General features: G+C 70.4%; 17 protein-coding genes. 16 read left to right on the top strand and 1 reads right to left on the bottom strand.

From position 1 onward, the window contains the following. Positions 1–43 precede the first annotated feature (43 nt). The 15 genes from FHR32_RS28430 to FHR32_RS28500 all read left to right on the top strand — a co-directional run bounded on the left by FHR32_RS28430 (position 44) and on the right by FHR32_RS28500 (position 12,941). Complete coding sequence (locus tag FHR32_RS28430) at positions 44–1,816, top strand: ABC transporter ATP-binding protein (protein ID WP_184757578.1); 1,773 nt, start codon at positions 44–46, stop codon at positions 1,814–1,816. Between the two features lie 179 nt (positions 1,817–1,995). Continuing rightward, positions 1,996–2,952, top strand: a complete 957-nt coding sequence (ppk2, locus tag FHR32_RS28435) for a polyphosphate kinase 2 (RefSeq protein ID WP_184757579.1) — start codon at positions 1,996–1,998, stop codon at positions 2,950–2,952. A 56-nt stretch (positions 2,953–3,008) separates the two neighbouring features. Beyond that, positions 3,009–3,356, top strand: coding sequence for a phosphoribosyl-AMP cyclohydrolase (gene hisI, locus FHR32_RS28440; RefSeq protein WP_184757580.1), 348 nt, complete (start codon positions 3,009–3,011; stop codon positions 3,354–3,356). Then, positions 3,353–3,958, top strand: coding sequence for a Trp biosynthesis-associated membrane protein (locus FHR32_RS28445; RefSeq protein ID WP_184757581.1), 606 nt, complete (start codon positions 3,353–3,355; stop codon positions 3,956–3,958). Before hisI ends, FHR32_RS28445 begins: the two co-directional genes overlap by 4 nt. A gap of 113 nt (positions 3,959–4,071) precedes the next feature. Next, the gene (locus FHR32_RS28450) at positions 4,072–4,479 is read left to right on the top strand and encodes a DUF4190 domain-containing protein (RefSeq protein ID WP_184757582.1); all 408 of its coding nucleotides are present in this window, start codon (positions 4,072–4,074) and stop codon (positions 4,477–4,479) included. Positions 4,480–4,560: 81 nt separating this feature from the next. After that, positions 4,561–4,986, top strand: coding sequence for a DUF2752 domain-containing protein (locus tag FHR32_RS28455; RefSeq protein WP_184757583.1), 426 nt, complete (start codon positions 4,561–4,563; stop codon positions 4,984–4,986). Positions 4,987–5,154: 168 nt separating this feature from the next. Next, positions 5,155–5,964 carry an indole-3-glycerol phosphate synthase TrpC gene (trpC, locus tag FHR32_RS28460; protein WP_184757584.1) on the top strand — a complete coding sequence of 270 codons (810 nt, stop codon included), beginning with the start codon at positions 5,155–5,157 and terminating at the stop codon, positions 5,962–5,964. A gap of 42 nt (positions 5,965–6,006) precedes the next feature. Next, on the top strand, positions 6,007–7,212 hold the full coding sequence (trpB, locus tag FHR32_RS28465) for a tryptophan synthase subunit beta (RefSeq protein WP_221466418.1): 1,206 nt from the start codon (positions 6,007–6,009) through the stop codon (positions 7,210–7,212). 68 nt (positions 7,213–7,280) lie between these two features. Next, positions 7,281–8,075, top strand: coding sequence for a tryptophan synthase subunit alpha (gene trpA, locus FHR32_RS28470; protein ID WP_184757586.1), 795 nt, complete (start codon positions 7,281–7,283; stop codon positions 8,073–8,075). Between the two features lie 309 nt (positions 8,076–8,384). Further along, positions 8,385–8,972, top strand: coding sequence for a DoxX family protein (locus FHR32_RS28475; RefSeq protein ID WP_184757587.1), 588 nt, complete (start codon positions 8,385–8,387; stop codon positions 8,970–8,972). Then, positions 8,972–9,736, top strand: a complete 765-nt coding sequence (locus FHR32_RS28480; RefSeq protein WP_184757588.1) for a DsbA family protein — start codon at positions 8,972–8,974, stop codon at positions 9,734–9,736. Before FHR32_RS28475 ends, FHR32_RS28480 begins: the two co-directional genes overlap by 1 nt. Positions 9,737–9,762: 26 nt before the next feature. Next, positions 9,763–10,749 carry a prolipoprotein diacylglyceryl transferase gene (gene lgt, locus FHR32_RS28485; RefSeq protein WP_246467455.1) on the top strand — a complete coding sequence of 329 codons (987 nt, stop codon included), beginning with the start codon at positions 9,763–9,765 and terminating at the stop codon, positions 10,747–10,749. Between the two features lie 3 nt (positions 10,750–10,752). After that, the gene (locus tag FHR32_RS28490) at positions 10,753–11,472 is read left to right on the top strand and encodes a VIT1/CCC1 transporter family protein (protein WP_184757589.1); all 720 of its coding nucleotides are present in this window, start codon (positions 10,753–10,755) and stop codon (positions 11,470–11,472) included. Further along, positions 11,469–12,281, top strand: coding sequence for a hypothetical protein (locus FHR32_RS28495; RefSeq protein ID WP_184757590.1), 813 nt, complete (start codon positions 11,469–11,471; stop codon positions 12,279–12,281). Before FHR32_RS28490 ends, FHR32_RS28495 begins: the two co-directional genes overlap by 4 nt. Before the next feature lie 39 nt (positions 12,282–12,320). Then, on the top strand, positions 12,321–12,941 hold the full coding sequence (locus tag FHR32_RS28500) for a hypothetical protein (RefSeq protein WP_184757591.1): 621 nt from the start codon (positions 12,321–12,323) through the stop codon (positions 12,939–12,941). Here FHR32_RS28500 and FHR32_RS28505 read toward each other — a convergent pair. Beyond that, positions 12,907–14,466, bottom strand: coding sequence for a bis-aminopropyl spermidine synthase family protein (locus FHR32_RS28505; protein ID WP_184757592.1), 1,560 nt, complete (start codon positions 14,464–14,466; stop codon positions 12,907–12,909). The genes FHR32_RS28500 and FHR32_RS28505 overlap by 35 nt on opposite strands. A 200-nt stretch (positions 14,467–14,666) precedes the next feature. Here FHR32_RS28505 and gltB point away from each other — a divergent pair, with 200 nt between their 5' ends. After that, complete coding sequence (gene gltB, locus FHR32_RS28510) at positions 14,667–19,172, top strand: glutamate synthase large subunit (protein WP_184757593.1); 4,506 nt, start codon at positions 14,667–14,669, stop codon at positions 19,170–19,172. Positions 19,173–19,174 lie beyond the last annotated feature (2 nt).

Raw genomic sequence — 19,174 nt, forward strand, 5'->3', positions numbered from 1 at the left:
CGGTGAGCCTGCGGACCGTAGGGCCCTCTGCCGGGGGGTGCGTGTGAGCTCGCTCCACGGGGTCGAGCGGTCGGCGCTGGCCACCGTCAGGCATGGGCTGTCACTCACGCCGGAGTTCCGCAAAGGACTGGCCGGCACGCTCGCGCTGGCCGTGCTGGCGACGCTGGGCAAGGTGATCGTGCCGATCGCCGTCCAGCAGACCATCGACCGGGGACTCAAGGGAGAGGTCCCCGACCTGCCCTACATCCGCACCGCCGTGCTTCTGTGCGCCGCCGCCGTGGTGATCACCGCGCTGTGCGCGTATCTGATGAACGTCCGCCTCTACAAGGCCACCGAGACCTCCCTGGCCGGGCTGCGGGTACGCGGTTTCCGGCATGTGCACGACCTGTCGGTGCTCACCCAGAACTCCGAGCGGCGCGGCGCCCTGGTCTCCCGGGTCACCGGTGACGTGGACCAGATCAGCGTGTTCATGCAGTGGGGCGGGCTGATGGTCATCGTCGCCCTGGGGCAGCTTCTGGTCGCCACCGTGCTGATGTTCATCTACTCCTGGCAGCTGGCCCTGCTGGTCTGGGTCTGCTTCCTGCCGCTCATGGTCGTGCTGCCGCGCTTCCAGCGGTGGCTGTCGGGCGCCTACACGCTGGTCCGCGAGCGCGCGGGTGACATGCTCGCCGCCGTCAGCGAGTCGGTGGTGGGGGCGGCGGTGGTCCGGGCCCACGGTTCGGAGGCCCGTACGGCCGAGCGGCTGGACACCGCGATCGACGCCAACAAGGCCGCGCAGGCCCGCACGCAGCGGATCGTGGCGACCGTGTTCCCGCTGACCGAGATCGTCGCGTCGGTGGCGATCGCCGGGGTGGTGGTGCTCGGGGTGAAGCTGGGCGTCGCCGGTGAGATCACCGCCGGGCGCCTGATCGCGTTCCTGTTCCTGATCACGCTGTTCGTCTCGCCGTTGCAGACCGCCACCGAGGTGCTCAACGAGGCGCAGAACGCGATCGCCGGCTGGCGGCGCATCCTCGGCGTGCTCGACACGCCACCCGACGTCGCCGACCCCGGCCCGCAGGGCGTCGAGCTGCCCCGCGGGCCGATCTCGGTCTCCTTCGAGGAGGTCGGCTTCGCCTACCCCGGAGGGGTGCCGGTGCTCAGCGAGGTGTCGGTGGACATCCGGCCGCGCTCGCGGATCGCGGTGGTGGGGGAGACCGGCTCGGGGAAGACGACCTTCGCCAAGCTGCTCACCCGCCTGATGGACCCGGTCTCCGGCCGGGTCACCGTGGACGGTGAGGATCTGCGCGGTGTCCGCTTCTCCTCGCTGCGCGAGCGGATCGTCATGGTGCCGCAGGACGGTTTCCTGTTCGACGGGACCCTGGAGGAGAACATCCGTTTCGGCCGCCCGTCGGCGACCGAGGCGGAGATCCGGCTGGCCATGACCGAGCTGGGGCTCACCGACTGGCTGGAGGGCCTGCCCGCGGGCCTTTCCACCCCCGTCGGCCAGCGCGGGGAGTCGCTGTCGGCGGGGGAGCGCCAGCTCGTCGCGCTGGCCCGCGCCTACCTGGCCGACCCCGACCTGCTCCTGCTCGACGAGGCCACCTCCGCGGTGGACCCGGCGACGGAGGTACGGCTGGCGCGTGCCCTGGAGGGCGTGACGCGGGGCCGTACCGCCATCTCCATCGCCCACCGGCTGTCGACGGCGGAGGCCGCCGACGAGGTGCTCGTCTTCGACCGGGGGCGCATCGTGCAGCGTGGTCCGCACGCCGAGCTCGTCGAGGAGCCCGGGGTCTACGCCGACCTGCACGCCTCCTGGGTCTCGGCCGCCCGCTCGTAGCGGGCGGCTTCGTCAAGGGTTTTCTCGAAGGGGTGGGGGCCGATCGTCTCGGGATCGGCCCCCAGGTCGTATCCCGCGTCGCGTGGGAGAGACCCCGCCGAGGGTGGTGCGGAGGGTTAACGGCTTCCAGGGGAGGTAAGGAGCGGGGTGAGCGCGAAGTCTCCTCGGGGGTAGGGATCATGTCGGATGTGCTGGGGGAGGACCCCAAGAAGACGCAGTTCCCCGTGCTCGACGTCCGCTCGGCCGTGGCCCGCAGTGACCTGCTGGACGAGCTGTCGAACCTGCGGGTCCTGGACGACGATGACGACGATCCCGTTCTGGTGCGGCTGGACGGCACCCCGGTCGACACCTGGCGGGAGAGGTATCCCTACGGGGAGCGGATGAGCCGGGCCGAGTACGACCGCCTCAAGCGGCTGCTCCAGATCGAGCTGCTCAAGCTGCAGTATTGGATCAAGGACACCGGCGGCCGGCTGGTCGTCCTGTTCGAGGGGCGCGACGCGGCGGGCAAGGGCGGCACGATCAAGCGGTTCATGGAGCACCTCAACCCGCGCGGGGCCGCCGTGGTCGCGCTGGAGAAGCCCAGCGAGCGCGAGAGCACCCAGTGGTACTTCCAGCGCTACGTCTCCCACCTGCCGGCCGCGGGGGAGATGGTCTTCTTCGACCGCTCCTGGTACAACCGCGCGGGAGTGGAACGGGTGATGGGCTTCTGCTCTCCCGAGGAGTATCTGGAGTTCATGGAGCAGGCCCCCGGGTTCGAGCGCATGCTCGTCCGCGACGGCATCCACCTGGTGAAGTTCTGGTTCTCGGTCTCCCGCTCCGAGCAGCGCACCCGGTTCGTGATCCGCCAGGTCGATCCGGTGCGCCAGTGGAAGCTGTCGCCCATGGACCTGCAGTCACTGGACAAGTGGGAGCAGTACACCCAGGCGAAGGAGGACATGTTCCTCTATACCGACACGGAGGACGCGCCGTGGACGGTGATCAAGAGCAACGACAAGAAACGGGCCAGGATCGAGGCCATGCGTCACCTTCTCAGCCGGTTCGAGTACGACAACAAGGACCACGAGGTCGTGGGCGAGCCCGACCCCAGGATCGTCGTCCAGGCGGCCGACCTGTTCGACGACGACCGCACGCGCTGAGCCGGTGGCGCCGGGCCGGACGTCACCCCTGCCCCTGGCTGCGGCACAATTGCCGCATGTCCCTTGACCCCGCCATCGCGGCACGGCTGAAGCGCACCGCTGACGGGCTGGTGCCCGCGATCGTCCAGCAGCACGACACGGGCGAGGTGCTGATGCTCGCCTGGATGGACGACGAGGCCCTGCACCGCACGCTCACCACCGGCCGTGCCACCTACTGGTCGCGCAGCCGCGGAGCCTACTGGGTGAAGGGCGACACCTCCGGTCACGTCCAGCACGTCAGGTCCGCCGCCCTCGACTGCGACGGCGACACGATCCTGCTCAAGGTCGACCAGGTGGGCGCCGCCTGTCACACCGGCGACCGGACCTGTTTCGACGCCGACCCGCTGGCGGTGGACCCGAGGTGACGGCCAGGCGGGCGCTGTGGACCTGGGTGGCCGCCTGCGTGGCGGGCGCCGCGCTCGTGCTGCTCGCCGCCGGGCGCGACTGGTCCACCGTCACCCACGGCACGCGCACGGTGGCGGTCTCCGCCGCGGAGCTGGCCCCCGCCCTCGGCCCGGCGGCGTGGGCGGCGCTCGCCGCGGTGGTCGCCGTGCTCGCGACCCGGGGCGCGTGGCGCAGGGTCATCGGTGCCGTGATCGCGCTCTGCGGGGCGGGCACCCTCGCCTGGGCCTGGCAGGCGAGCCGTACGGACGCGGCGCTGCGGGCGGCCGCCGAGCGGATCCCCATGGCCGAGACCGGCGCCCTGCACGCCGCGCCCGTCGCCGTCTGGCCGCTGGTCGCCGCGGTGGGCGGGCTGCTGCTGGTGGGCGGGGGAGTGGTGGCGGCACTGCGGGGCGCCGGCTGGCCCGGCATGTCCGACCGTTACGACCGCCGCGGGCCGGGCTCCGCGGGCCGTACCGGCGGTGGCGTCCAGAGCGAGCGGGCGTTGTGGGACGCGATCGACCTCGGCGACGATCCGACGGTCGGGCCGGATGACACGGTTGAGCCGGACAAAAAGGATCAATGACAACCATCCGCGCTGCCCTCCGGTCACAACTTGCCTACGGAGCCAGTGGGCTTCCTTGGGCGAGAGGCGGGTTTCGTTAGGATTTCCCCGCAACTCGCATAAGGGGAGTGTTGATGAGTTACGGGAATCAGTCCGGTGGTTACGGACCGCCGCAGGGCGGCGGATACGGCTCCTCCGGCGGATACGGTTCCTCCGGCGGGTACGGCCCGCCGCCCGGCGGTGGCTACGACCCCTACGGTTACGGAGCTCCGCCGCCCCGCGGCAACAACGGCATGTCCATCGCCGCGCTGATCATGGGCATCGCCGGGCTGTTCCTGTGCGGCGTCACCTCGGTCGTGGGTGTCGTGCTCGGTCACGTCTCCCTGAACCAGATCAAGCGGACGGGCGAGGAGGGGCGGGGCATGGCCATCGCCGGCCTGGTCCTGTCCTACTTCGGCGTCGCCTGCTGGCTGGTCGTGCTGGTGGTCTGGCTCGTCGCGATCGGCGTTCTGGCCGGCTCCGCCTCGCTGTCGGGTTACTGACGGCCATCCGCGTCCCTGCTGGGTATCGTGGCCGGTGACGGGGAGAAGCTCAGTCGCCGGTGAAGGGGTGCGGACGGGCCGATGACGACGGGGAACGCGACAGATGTGCGGAGGGCGAGGGCCCTGCTGGTCCCGGCCGGCGTCGCGCTGGCGGCCGGCGCCGCAGTCGCGTTCGTGGGCGCGGTGGACCCGAACGTGCCGGGACACTACCCCACGTGCCCGTTCCTGCTGCTCACCGGCCTCTACTGTCCCGGCTGCGGCGGCCTGCGAGCCGTGTACGCGCTGGCCCACGGCGACCCCGTCACCGCCTTCGGGCTCAATCCCTTCCTCGTGGCCATGGTCCCGCTCCTGGCCTTCCTTTGGGGGCGCTGGACGTTGCGCTCCTGGCGGGGCGGGCCGTTCGACGGGAGGGCCGTACGCCCTGTGTATGTGTGGGCGTTCCTCGTGTCGATGATCCTGTTTTGGATAGTACGAAATATTCCCATTGGGGAATTCTTGGCTCCATAGTCACCGATAGGCGTCACCCCGTGGCGGGGTGACCTCGGCAAGGCCGATAGCATCGGCTGGACAAGGCAATCGATCGGGAGGGGCCTTACTCGTGAGCGAGTGGAGCGAGCGGACCATGGGCACGGCAGCGTTCGCGGACTTGACCTCCGAGGTTCGCGAGGAGGGCAAGTGAGCGTGCTGGAGGAGATCCTCGAAGGAGTCCGAGCCGATCTGGCCGAACGGCAGGAGGCGGTGTCGCTGACCGCGCTCAAGGAGCGGGCCGGTCGGGCGCCCACCCCCCGTGACGCCTACGCGGCGCTGGGGGGCGACCAGGTGGCGGTCATCGCCGAGGTGAAGCGTTCCAGCCCGTCCAAGGGCGCGCTGGCCGCGATCGCCGATCCCGCCGCGCTCGCCGGTGACTACGAGGCCGGTGGCGCCCATGTCATCAGCGTGCTGACCGAGAGGCGCCGCTTCGGCGGCAGCCTCGACGACCTCGCCGCCGTGCGCGCCGTGGTCGACATCCCGGTGCTGCGCAAGGACTTCGTCGTCACCTCCTACCAGCTCTGGGAGGCCCGCGCCTACGGAGCCGATCTGGTGTTGCTGATCGTGGCCGCGCTGGACCAGAACGCGCTGGTCTCGCTCATCGAGCGGGCCGAGTCGATCGGGCTGACCCCGCTGGTCGAGGTGCACACCGAGGAGGAGCTCGACCGGGCGATCGAGGCCGGAGCCAAGATCATCGGCATCAACGCGCGCAACCTCAAGACCCTCGAGGTGGACCGCGACGTCTTCGCCAAGCTGGCCCCGAAGATCCCCGACGGCGTCATCAAGATCGCCGAGTCGGGCGTGCGCGGCCCCCACGACCTGCTCGCCTACGCCAGGGCGGGAGCCGACGCCGTCCTGGTGGGCGAGAGCCTGGTCACCGGCAAGGACCCGCGGGCCGCCGTGGTGGACCTGGTCACCGCCGGCGCCCACCCCGCATCCCGACCAGAGGGGCAGTAAGCAGTGGCAGCGACAGACGGAATCCTTCTCACCCCGGCCGACCTGGCGGGCAACGGCGTCCACGGTGACGATCCGGACGTCCACGGCAAGTTCGGGATCTTCGGTGGACGCTACGTCCCCGAGGCGCTCATCCCGGCGCTGGACGAGGTGGCCGCCGAGTACGACAAGGCCAGGAACGACCTCGCGTTCCTGCGCGAGTTCGACCACCTGCTGCGCACCTACGCCGGGCGGCCGACCACGCTCACCGAGGTGCCCCGTTTCGCCGAGCAGGCGGGTGGAGCCCGGATCATCCTCAAGCGTGAGGACCTGACTCACACCGGCGCCCACAAGATCAACAATGTGCTCGGCCAGGCCCTGCTCACCAAGCGCCTGGGCAAGACCAGGGTGATCGCCGAGACCGGTGCGGGCCAGCACGGTGTGGCCACCGCCACCGCCGCCGCCCTGATGGGCCTGGAGTGCGTGATCTACATGGGGGCCGTCGACTGCGAGCGCCAGGCGCTCAACGTCGCCCGCATGAAGCTGCTCGGCGCCACCGTCGTCCCGGTCACCAACGGCAGCCAGACCCTCAAGGACGCCATCAACGAGGCCTTCCGCGACTGGGTCGCCAACGTCGACCGCACCCACTACCTGTTCGGCACGATCGCGGGCCCGCACCCGTTCCCGGAGATCGTCCGCGACTTCGCCCGCATCATCGGCGTCGAGGCCCGCCGCCAGATGCTGGAGCTGACCGGCAGGCTCCCGGACGCCGTCGCCGCCGCGGTCGGCGGCGGTTCCAACGCGATCGGCATCTTCCACGCCTTCATCGGCGACGAGGGCGTCCGGCTCCATGGCTACGAGGCGGCCGGCCACGGCCTGGAGAGCGGCAAGCACGCCCTCACGCTCACCGAGGGTTCCATCGGGGTCCTGCACGGCTCGCGCACCTACGTCCTGCAGGACGACGAGGGCCAGACGATCGAGTCCCACTCGATCTCCGCCGGCCTCGACTATCCGGGCGTCGGTCCCGAGCACGCCTGGCTCAAGGACACCGGCCGCGCCTCCTACCACGGAATCACCGACGCCGAGGCGATGGAGGCCTTCGCGCTGCTCGCCCGCACCGAGGGCATCATCCCGGCGATCGAGTCCTCCCACGCGCTCGCCGGCGCACTCAAGCTCGGCCGCGAGATGGGCCCCGAGGCGACCATCCTGGTCAATCTCTCGGGCCGTGGTGACAAGGACATGGGCACCGCCATGAAGTACTTCAACCTCTGACGACCGCTTGCTTCCCCTCCGGCGTGGCCGGAGGGGACTAAAAGGCCCGAACCGCAACGGAACCCAAGATGACGACTCTTCAGACGGTGTTCGCCAAGGCGAAGGCGGATGATCGTGCCGCCCTCATCGGCTACCTGCCGGCCGGATTCCCCACGAAGGACGGCGCGATCAAGGCCGCCGCCGCCATGGTGGAGGCGGGCTGCGACGTGATCGAGATCGGCCTCCCTTACTCCGATCCGCTCATGGACGGCCCGACGATCCAGGACGCCGTGCACCGGTCGCTGACCAACGGCACCCGCATCGCCGACGTGCTGCGCACCGTCGAGGGTGTGGCCCGGACGGGCGCCGCCACGCTGGTCATGACCTACTGGAATCCGATCGACCGCTACGGCGCCGACCGGTTCGCCCGTGACCTGGCGAACGCGGGCGGGGTGGGCACCATCACCCCCGATCTGACCCCGGAGGAGTCCGAGCCCTGGCGTGCGGCCTCCTCCGCTGCCGGGATCGACACCGTCTTCCTGGTCGCGCCGAGCTCTCCGGAGAGCCGCATCAAGGCCGTCGTCGACTGTTGCACCGGTTTCGTCTACGCGGCCTCGCTGATGGGCGTCACCGGCGCCCGTGAGTCGGTCGGCGAGGCCGCTCAGGGGCTGGTGGAGCGGACCCGTCTGCAGACCGACAGGCCGATCTGCGTCGGGCTGGGTGTGGGCACCGGCAAGCAGGCGGCCGAGGTGGCCCGCTACGCCGACGGCGTCATCGTGGGCTCGGCGTTCATCCGCCGTCTCCTGGACGCCCCCGACGAGGCCTCCGGCCTGGCGGCGGTCCGCGAGCTGGGCGCCGAGCTGGCGGCGGGCGTCAGAGGCTAAACCTCCGCCCTGTGATGCGGCCGTCCGATGGGATGGTCGCATCCTCGTTTCCCGTCGTCTTGAATGTGGCTCCGCCGTGTGCCGTACGGCAGGGCGAAGGTGCCGTCTGACCCTACTGGAGCGGTAGTTCGCCGTAGGATGCTGCCTGCTGTGCCGGGCCTCACCTGCGTGTTTCCGGTAGGGCGACCCTCCGGTTTCCTGTCCGGTAAATAACTTATTCGACGCTTATCTAGCTCGTGATGGGGTTTTCTCCAGATATACCCGTATCCGTGGGGGTATGTCATAAATGGGGGCCCGGAATAGGAGACGATGGTGCTCGTGACTTCTGACAAGCCCGTGCTTCGTCGGTCGCGTTCGGCGAGTTCGGCGCTACCCTGGGTGACGACCGTCTCCCGGCTGGTGCTGGCGGGCGTCCTGATCTTCGCCGGCTGGGGAAAGATCGGCACCCCTGTGCTGTCCGTACAGTCGGTCAAGGCATACGAACTGCTTCCGGACTCGCTCGCCACGGTGGTCGGCTACGGCCTGCCCATCCTGGAGATCGTCATAGGGGTGTTGCTGGTTGTCGGGCTGCTCAGCCGTGTGGCGGGCATCGTCTCCGCGCTGCTCATGCTGGCGTTCGTCATCGGCATCGCCTCGGTGTGGGCGCGCGGGCTGCGGATCGACTGCGGCTGCTTCGGTGGCGGCGGTCAGCTCAAGGCCGGGGTGGAGCCCGACTACCTCATCGACATCCTGCGGGACTCCGGTCTCTTCGTGCTCGGTGTCGTCGTCGCCTGGCTGCCGCCGGGACGCTTCGCTCTGGACTCCGCGCTGGGGCTGGCCCCCGAGCAGCGGTCGCATGACGACGATGACGACATCGAGGGCGACGACGAGAAACCCTACGAAAAGGAGAACCACTGATGGGCAAGGCCGCGCGGGATCAGTCGGCGCGTGACCGAATCAAGGCGCAGCGCGAGGAGCAGCGGCAGAAGGAGCGGCTCCGGCGCATCGTGACGATCACGGCGGTGGCGGTCGTCGCGCTCGGTGCCGTCGGGGCCGGCTGGTGGTACGCCGCCCAGGGGAGCAAGTCCGAGCAGGTCGCCGAGGCGTTGGCGCCGATCACCGTCGCCGCCGACGGCTCCGTGGTGATGGCCAAGCCGGGTGTGGAGAAGCCCGTGCTGGACGTCTACGAGGACTTCCAGTGTCCCGCCTGCAAGGCGCTGGAGGAGACCAGCGGCGCCACGATCAAGAACCTGGCCGCCGAGGGCAGGGCAAAGGTGGTCTACCACTCGATCACGATCTTCCCTCAGGAGATGAACAAGGGCGTGACCCGCGCTAACTCCGTCCGCGCCGGAGCGGCCTCCCGCTGCATCCCCGGTGGCGCCCCGTGGGCCAAATACCACGACAGACTGTTCAAGGAGCAGCCGTCGGAGACGGTCGAGGGCTTCAAGATCGAGGACCTGGTCGCCTGGGGCAAGGACGCGGGGGTCACCACTCCAGGCTTCGACACCTGCGTGACCAAGCAGGAGAAGGCCGCCCAGCACATCGAATACAGCACCAAGGTCCTGGAGTCGGCGAAGCTCAAGGGCACCCCGACGCTGAAGCTCAACGGCACCGAGGTGGACAACGACGTCGCTTTCAAACCGGGCGATCTGCGCAAGGCCGTCCTTGATGCGGCCAAGTAGCCCGGGACACGGTAACGTCACCTGACATGCCCCTCGCCTCGATTCCCAGTCCCTCCCAGGGGGTCTGGTACCTCGGCGTGGTCCCCATCAGGGCCTACGCATTGTGCATCGTGCTCGGTGTCATCGTGGCCGTCATCATCGGTGAGCGCCGCTGGCGCGCCCGTGGTGGCGCGCCCGGCACCATCGTGGACCTCGCAGTCTGGGCCGTGCCGTTCGGCCTGGTCGGCGGGCGTCTCTACCACGTCATCACCGACTGGCAGCTCTACTTCGGGCCGGACGCGCCGAACAGGCCCATTGAGGCGCTGTTCATCTGGAACGGCGGGCTGGGCATCTGGGGTGCCGTCGCGCTCGGCGCCCTGGGCGTGTGGTTCGGCTGCCGCAGCCGGGGACTCTCCCTGTCCGCGGTGGCCGACACCGTGGCCCCCGCCATCGTCGTCGCCCAGGCCATCGGCCGCTGGGGCAACTACTTCAACCAGGAGCTGTTCGGCAGCCCGACCGACCTGCCGTGGGGCCTGGAGATCGACCCCGACCGGCCGGGCACGGTGGCGGGCGTGTCGACCTACCACCCCACGTTCCTGTACGAGTCGATCTGGGACCTGGGCCTGGCCCTCGTCCTGATCTGGGCCGGTCGCAAGCTCGCGCTCCGTCACGGCCGGGTGTTCGCCCTCTACGTCGCGGGCTACACCCTGGGCCGGTTCTGGATCGAGGGCCTGCGGATCGACGCCGCCCACCACATCCTCGGCCTGCGGCTCAACCAGTGGACCTCGATCATCCTGTTCGTCGCGGCGCTGGCCTACTTCTGGTACGCCGGAAGGAAGACCGGCGAGGAGTCCGTCGGCGCCACCCCGGAGCTCGCGCCGGACGGTGAGGACGCCGTCGATCCGGCGCACCCGTCTGACCAGGCCGACGAGGCCGAGAAGGACGAGCACGACGATGGACCGGGCAGGGCCGCGGCCTCCCAGGAGGAGATCACGCCGCACACCGTATCCGGGGGAGAGAAAGAGAAGCGGTAGCCGATGAGCACAGGCGGGTCCAGCGGACGCGCGGAGATCCATCACGCACACCGTGACGTCAACGGCGGCTGGCTGCGGCCGTCGGTGTTCGGTGCGATGGACGGGCTGGTCTCCAACTTCGCCCTGATCGCGGGTGTCGCCGGCGGCACGGCCAGCACCAAGGTCATCGTGCTGGCCGGGATGGCCGGGCTTGCCGCGGGCGCGTTCTCCATGGCCGGCGGTGAGTACGTCTCGGTGGCCAGTCAGCGGGAGCTCGCCATGGCCGAGATCGACATCGAGCGGCGCGAGCTCCAGCGCAACCCCGAATCCGAGCAGGAGGAGCTCGCCAAGCTCTACGAGTCGCGCGGCGTCGATCCCGACCTGGCGGCCGAGGTGGCCAGGCAGATCTCCCGCGACCCCGAGAAGGCGCTGGAGGTGCACGCCCTGGCCGAGCTCGGGGTCACCCCGGACGACCTGCCCTCGCCCAGGACCGCCGCCGTCTCGTCGTTCCTGTCCTTCGGCGTGGGCGCGGTCCTGCCGCTCCTGCCCTATCTGCTGGGGGTCACCAGCCTGGTGAGCTCGGCGGTGATCTCCTGCGTGGCCCTGTTCGGCGCGGGGGCGCTCGTCTCCCGGGTCACCGCGCGCAGCTGGTGGTACAGCGGGCTGCGCCAGCTCGTCGTCGGCGTGGTCGCGGCGAGTCTGACCTTCGCCCTCGGTCATCTGCTGGGAGGGGGTGGGCTGTGATGGGCACCCCTGCCCGCAAGCGCCGCCGCACCCCGGCCAAGGAGCAGACCTGGAGCATCCCCCGGCTGGAGGAGTGGGGGCTGAGCCGGGGCCAGCAGCGGCTGCTCGTGATCATCGCGTCGGTGGCCGGCGTGCTGGTCGCCGCGGTCGTCCTGACCTTCGTCGTCGGCTCGCTGGGCAACGACTTCGTGCCCCAGCGGGCCACCGCCGCGGCCATCTCCACCCAGCCACGGCCGGACGCCTACAAGGGCTGGGTCTCGCCGAAGCTGTTTGCGCCGATCGCGCAGAGCAAGGCCGACCCGGCCCCGCTGACCCTGAAGGACATCTTCGCCGAGAGGGTCCTCAAGGAGGGCAAGATCACCCTGAAGCTGGCGGCGGGCACCAAGCTGGACGCCGACTGCTCGGTGGCGGTCTGGGGACAGGGCCTGGTCGACCAGCTCGCCCAGTCCGGCTGCACCCAGGCGGCCCGGGGCGTCTACGCCAGCGCCGACGGCCGCTACGTCGCCCAGTACACCCTGCTGAACCTGCGTGACACCGCCTCCGCCGACGCCCTCGTCCAGTCCCTGACGGCCCTGCACCGGGGCGGCTGGACCAATCCGCTGGAGTCGGGCAGGGCGCGTTTCCCGGCCGATGGCTACACCGAGGCCAGCGGTCATGCCATGGGCCACTACGCGGGCCTGGTCTGGATCGGCCGGACCGACGGCGCCGAACCGGGGCCCAAGGACGACTTCGTCTCCCTGTCCCTGGCGGTCCGCGGTGCGGAGAAGGTGGTGTTCCGCCGCGTCGTCGCGGCCACTCCCCCCTCCTAGACCTGCGCGACACCAGCGGTCGCAGTAGGCTCATCGGTCATGCGCAAGTGGATCGCCGTCGCCGCCGTGCTGGTCGTCGTCATCGCGGGGGCGGCGTTCCTCCTGCTAGGGGGCGACGGGGACGCCCCGCGCCCGGCCGCCTTCCGGAGCGAGCCGACCACGGCACACTACGCACCGATCGCCACCCGCGCCGCCGACCCCGAGCCGCTGACCGAGGCGGAGATGTTCCCCGGCGGATCGGTGACCTCGGGCCAGACCACGCTCGCGAGCAAGGAGACCGAGACGATCACCGACTGCGCCTCGGTGGTGTGGGGGAGCGCCGAGGACGCGGTGACGGGCTGCACCCAGGTGCTGCGGGCCCGCTACGCCTCCCCGGACGACAGGGTCTCCGGGCAGTTCCTCATCTTCAACCTGGCCGACTCCGCCGCGGCGGACAGGCTTGTGACCGCTCTCAGAGACGGCGGTTTCGTACGGCCGGCTCCCGGCACCCCCGCCGGTTTCGACGCCTCCCGCAGCTGGGCGCAGGCGCGGGCGCTGGGACACTACGTCACCGTGAGCTGGGTCGCCCCGGTGGGGCGCGCGAGCCGGGTGGACCTCACCTACCCGCAGGTCGCGGTGGACAGCCTCAGCCTGGTGATCCAGCGGCGTCTGCTGCGGTGAGGGAGGCCGTCACCGCGGCGGGGAGCTCCTCCAGGCGGTGGGCGGGCAGTTCGAGGACGGTGACGTCGTCGGCCCAGGGCGCGACGTCGGTGACGAGCGCCCTGGCCTGCTTCTTGGTCAGGTCTCCCCGGGCCTTGATGAGCCCCTCACGCCAGGTGTTGGCGAGCTTGCCGTGGGCGTTGTCCAGGATGCGGCGCAGGATCCGCCCGGAGTCCGTCGCCGGGGGCGGCAGCCGTACGGCATGGACCGTCGCGCCCTCGGCGGTCAGCTCGTAGACCGCCGACAGCGGGCCGGTGGTGAGGCCCTGCGGCGGTCCGGCCAGGGTGAGGAGGACGTGCTGGGCGCGGGTGGCCAGCAGAAGCCGGGGGAGCGCCGCCTCCAGACCGGCCGGTACGGCTATCGCCACTCTGGCGGGGTCGCTGGCGTAGGGCTTGGCGAGCCAGGTCGTCAGGCGAGCCCGGGGCGTCTTGGGGAGCAGGTCCTTCGGCCAGTCGCCGACGAGCACGCCGGGGGCGTCCGAGGCCTGGCCGAGGGCGGCCAGCGTGGGGGAGGCCGGGGCTGCGGACTCGACGGACTGGGGGCCGTGGGTGTAGATGGCGGCGCCGAAGCCGTCGACGCGGGCCGCCACGGCGGGCCAGGTCTTGGTGGTGGGGCGCAGGATGTAGAGGTCGGCGGCCGAACCGATGGCCTCGGCGCCGTGGTAGCGGTTGAAGTCGGGATAGATCGCCTCGTTGACGAGGTTGAGCTGGGACAGGGCGTGCTGCACCTTGAAAGCGAGGGCCGGGGTGCGTTCGCTGGCCCCGTAGGCCAGCAGGATCCTGCCCCGCTCGCGGTCGCGGAGCCCCTCCACGGCGCGGGCGGTGAACAGCCCGACGCCCTCGGGGGTGTAGGGCGGATCGGTCAGGGCCAGGTCGGCCCAGGACTGCGCGGACGCGGGCAGGCCCAGGCGCAGGTCGGCCCAGCGGGTCCGTACGTTGAGACCGGAGCGGTCGGCCTCCTCGGCGATGTAGGCCAGGATGCGCTCGTCGATGTCGACCACGGTCACCTCGACGCCCGGGTGCAGCATCGCGGTCGCCAGCGAGGTCAGGTCGTGGTCGCCCACGCACAGGAGCCGGGCTCCGTCCAGCCAGAACCGGGCGTCCAGCAGCAGGGCCCTGCGGACCACGGTGTCGGCGGTCGCGGCCACGTGGTCCAGCGCCTGGCGGCCGCGGGGCGCCTTGGCGACGAGCTCCTCCATCCGCGTCACCAGATCGGTGTGATGGGGCAGCAGGTGTGCCACCGGGTCGGCCGGCGGCATCCCGCCTCCCACGAGGCCGACCAGTGGCTCCCGGAGCCGGAAGCGGTCACCTGAGCGCTCCAGCTCGACCTCGCGCAGCAGGGACTCGACGGTCCGCCGCGACGTCGCGCTCTCCCGGACGAGATCGGCCAGAGTCCACCAGCGGCCGTCGCCCAGGAACGCCAGCACCGTCCGCAGCCGCCTGCCGTCCACACCCGCCTGCGCGATGAGCGCCGCAATCGCTTCCATGGGGCCACCCTAGATCCCCCACCTGGAATGTTCTGCCCGGCCGCGTCGTTACACCAAGCAGGTAGATGCGTACCAAATGCTCGCTATATGGACTGAGTAGGCACGTTTCCGGCAGGGTACGGTAATGTCTACACACTACGCAGCAGGGCCAACGTCGTCCCTTTGCTTGTCCAGAGAAGCAAGACGACGGGAGGGATTCAATGCCTGCTGCCCACCTCGGCTTCCCCGAGCCCCAGGGCCTGTACCACCCCTCGCACGAGCACGACGCCTGTGGTGTCGCCATGGTCGCGGACGTGGCCGGACGCCGCAGCCACGACATCGTCGAGAAGGCTCTGACGGCCCTCTGCAATCTCGATCACCGAGGGGCCCAGGGTAGCGAACCGGACACCGGCGACGGAGCCGGAATCCTGACGCAGATCCCTGACTCCTTCTTCCGCGCGGTGACGGCCTTCCCGCTGCCCGCGACGGGCGCCTACGCCGTCGGCATGGCCTTCCTGCCCTCCGACGCCGAGGCCCGCGAGATCGCCGTGCGGATGATCGAGGAGATCGCGGCGGAGGAGGGCCTGACGGTTCTCGGGTGGCGTGACGTGCCTGTCGACCAGACCCTCCCCGGGCCGAGCGCCCGCGCGGTGATGCCGTCCTTCCGGCAGCTCTTCGTGAGCTCCCCGGGTGGCGAGAGCGGCCTGGAACTGGACCGCCTGGCCTTCTGCCTGCGCAAGCGGGCCGAGCACGAGGCGGACGTCTACTTCCCCTCGCTGAGCGCCCGGACGCTCGTCTACAAGGGCATGCTCACCCCGCTGCAGGTCGAGTCGTTCTTCCCCGACCTGAGTGACGAGCGCTACGAGACCGCGATCTCGCTGGTCCACTCGCGCTTCTCCACCAACACCTTCCCGTCGTGGCCGCTGGCGCACCCCTACCGCTATGTCGCCCACAACGGCGAGATCAACACGGTCAAGGGCAACCGCAACTGGATGCGGGCCCGCGAGGCCATGCTGAAGACCGCCGCCCTCCCCGGCGAGCTGTCGCGGCTCTTCCCGATCTGCGACCCGGACGGCTCCGACACCGCCTCCTTCGACGAGACGCTGGAACTGCTCCATCTCGCCGGGCGCAAGCTGCCGCACGCGGTGCTGATGATGATCCCCGAGGCGTGGGAGAACCACACCGAGATGGACCCCGCGCGGCGGGCGTTCTACGAGTTCCACTCCACCCTCCTGGAGGCGTGGGACGGCCCGGCCTCGATCACCTTCTCCGACGGCACCCTGGTCGGCGCGGTCCTCGACCGCAACGGCCTGCGCCCCGGCCGGTTCTGGGTCACCGCCGACGGCCTGGTCGTGCTGGCCTCCGAGGCGGGCGTGCTCGACATCGCCCCTCAGGACGTGGTCCGCAAGGGACGCCTGCAGCCCGGCAAGATGTTCCTGATCGACACCGAGCTCGGCAAGATCATCGAAGACGACGAGATCAAGGCGGAGCTCGCCGCCGAGTTGCCCTACGGCGATTGGCTGCACGCCGGGCTGGTCCGCTTCGAGGAACTGCCCGCCCGCTCGCGCGAGATCCCGACCCACGAGGCGCTGATCAAGCGGCAGCAGACCTTCGGCTACACCGAGGAAGAGCTGCGGATCATCCTGTCGCCGATGGCCAAGGCGGGTGCCGAGCCGATCGGCTCGATGGGCACCGACACCCCGGTCGCGGTGCTCAGCGAGAAGCCCCGGCTCCTGTTCGACTACTTCAGCCAGCTGTTCGCGCAGGTCACCAATCCGCCGCTGGACGCCATCCGCGAGGAACTCGTCACCTCCCTGGCCAGTACGCTCGGCCCCGAGGGCAACCTGCTGGACCCGGGCCCGGCCTCCTGCCGCCAGCTCGTGCTGCCGTATCCGGTGATCGACAACGACGAGCTCGCGAAGATCATCCATATCAACGACGAGGGCGCGCTCCCGGGCTTCCATCCGTATGTCGTCTCCGGCCTGTACGAGGTCGCCGGCGGCGGGGAGGCGCTGCTGCGCCGCATCGAGGAGATCCGCGCCGAGGTCTCGGCCGCGATCGAGGGCGGGGCGCGGATCATCGTGCTCTCCGACCGGGGCTCCTCCGGCGTCCTGGCGCCGATCCCGTCGCTGATGCTCACCGGAGCGGTCCACCACCACCTCATCGCCGAGAAGACCCGCACCCGGGCCGGCCTGGTCATCGAGACCGGCGAGGCCCGCGAGGCCCACCACATGGCGCTCCTCGTCGGCTACGGCGCGGGCGCGGTCAACCCCTACCTCGCCATCGAGACCGTCGAGGACATGGTCGACTCCGGTGCCCTGGGGATCGACAAGCACAAGGCCGTGCGCAACCTCATCAAGGCGTACGGCAAGGGCGTGCTGAAGGTCATGTCCAAGATGGGGGTGTCCACCGTCGCCTCCTACACCGGTGCGCAGATCTTCGAGGCGCTGGGGCTCGGCAAGGACGTCATCGACTCCTGCTTCGCCGGGACGACCTCCCGCCTGGGCGGCGTCGGCTTCGACGTCCTGGCCCAGGAGGTCGCGCTCCGCCACGGCCGGGCCTACCCCCGGGCCGAGAACGCCCACCGCCGCCTGGAGGTCGGCGGGGAGTACCAGTGGCGCCGCGAGGGCGAACCGCACCTGTTCAACCCCGAGACCGTGTTCAAGCTGCAGCACGCCACCCGCTCGCGCCGCTACGAGATCTTCAAGGAGTACACCGGCCTGGTGGACTCCCAGGCCGAGAAGCTGATGACGCTGCGCGGCCTGTTCAAGTTCAGGGACGGCGTCCGCGAGCCGGTCCCGATCGACGAGGTCGAGCCGGTCTCCGAGATCGTCAAACGGTTCTCCACCGGCGCGATGTCCTACGGCTCCATCTCGATGGAGGCGCACGAGACCATCGCGATCGCGATGAACCGGCTGGGCGGCAAGTCCAACACCGGAGAGGGCGGAGAGGACCCCGAGCGGCTCCACGACCCCGCCCGCCGTTCGGCCATCAAGCAGGTGGCCTCGGGCCGGTTCGGCGTGACCTCGGAGTATCTGGTCAACGCCGACGACATCCAGATCAAGATGGCGCAGGGCGCCAAGCCCGGCGAGGGCGGCCAGCTTCCCGGCCACAAGGTCTACCCGTGGATCGCCAAGACCCGGCACTCCACCCCGGGCGTCGGCCTCATCTCGCCGCCGCCGCACCACGACATCTACTCCATCGAGGACCTCGCCCAGCTCATCCACGACCTGAAGAACGCCAACCCGGTCGCCCGCGTGCACGTCAAGCTCGTGGCCGAGGTCGGCGTCGGCACGGTCGCGGCGGGCGTGTCCAAGGCTCACGCGGACGTCGTGCTCATCTCCGGTCACGACGGAGGCACCGGTGCCTCCCCACTGACCTCGCTGAAGCACGCGGGCGCCCCCTGGGAGCTCGGCCTGGCCGAGACCCAGCAGACGCTGCTGCTCAACGGCCTGCGCGACCGGATCGTCGTGCAGGTGGACGGCCAGCTCAAGACCGGCCGCGACGTGGTCGTCGCCGCGCTGCTCGGCGCCGAGGAGTACGGTTTCGCCACCGCCCCGCTGATCGTCTCGGGCTGCGTGATGATGCGCGTCTGCCACCTGGACACCTGCCCGGTCGGCGTCGCCACCCAGAACCCCGAGCTGCGCAAGCGCTTCACCGGCAAGCCCGAGTTCGTGGTCAACTTCTTCGAGTTCATCGCCGAGGAGATCCGCGAATACCTCGCCGCACTGGGCTTCCGCAGCCTGGACGAGGCCATCGGCCACGCCGAGCTGCTGGACACCACCCCGGCCGAGCACCACTGGAAGGCCGCGGGCCTGGACCTGGCGCCGATCCTGCACCAGCCGGAGCTGCCCGAGAGTGCCGCGCTCCGCCGTACGCAGGGGCAGGACCACGGGCTGGAGGCGGCGCTGGACCACACGCTGATCCAGCTCGCCGAGGGAGCGCTCAAGGACGGCCGGCGGGTCACCCTGGAGCTGCCCATCCGCAACGTCAACCGCACGGTCGGCACCATGCTCGGCCACGAGGTGACCAAGCGGTACGGCGGAGCCGGGCTCCCCGACGACACCATCGAGGTCCGGTTCACCGGCTCGGCGGGCAACTCCTTCGGCGCCTTCGTGCCCAAGGGCGTCACGCTGCGCCTGACCGGCGACGCCAACGACTACCTCGGCAAGGGCCTGTCGGGCGGCCGGATCACTCTCCAGCCGCACGACGAGGCCCCGCTGGAGGGGAACATCATCGCCGGGAACGTCGGCCTGTACGGCGCGACCTCCGGTGAGGCGTTCGTCCGCGGCGTCATGGGGGAGCGGTTCTGCGTCCGCAACTCCGGCGCCACCGCGGTCGTCGAGGGCGTCGGCGACCACGGCTGCGAATACATGACGGGCGGCAGGGTGGTCGTCCTGGGCCCGACCGGCCGCAACTTCGCGGCGGGCATGTCCGGCGGCGTCGCCTACCTGCTCGACCTCAACCCCGACCGCGTCAACCGCGAGATGGTGGAGATCGAGACGCTGGACGCGGCCGAGTCCGAGACGCTGCGGGAGATCGTCGAGGCGCACCTGACGGAGACCGGCTCCACGGTCGCCAAGGCACTCCTCACCGACTGGGATCCGGCCCGGTTCAGCAAGATCATGCCGGTGGACTACAAGCGGGTCCTGCGGGCCGCCGAGGCCGCGCGCATCGAGGGCCGAGACGTCGACGAGGCGGTCATGACCGCTGCGGTTCAGGGATAAGG

The sequence above is a fragment of the Streptosporangium album genome, from assembly GCF_014203795.1.
GTDB lineage: Bacteria > Actinomycetota > Actinomycetes > Streptosporangiales > Streptosporangiaceae > Streptosporangium > Streptosporangium album.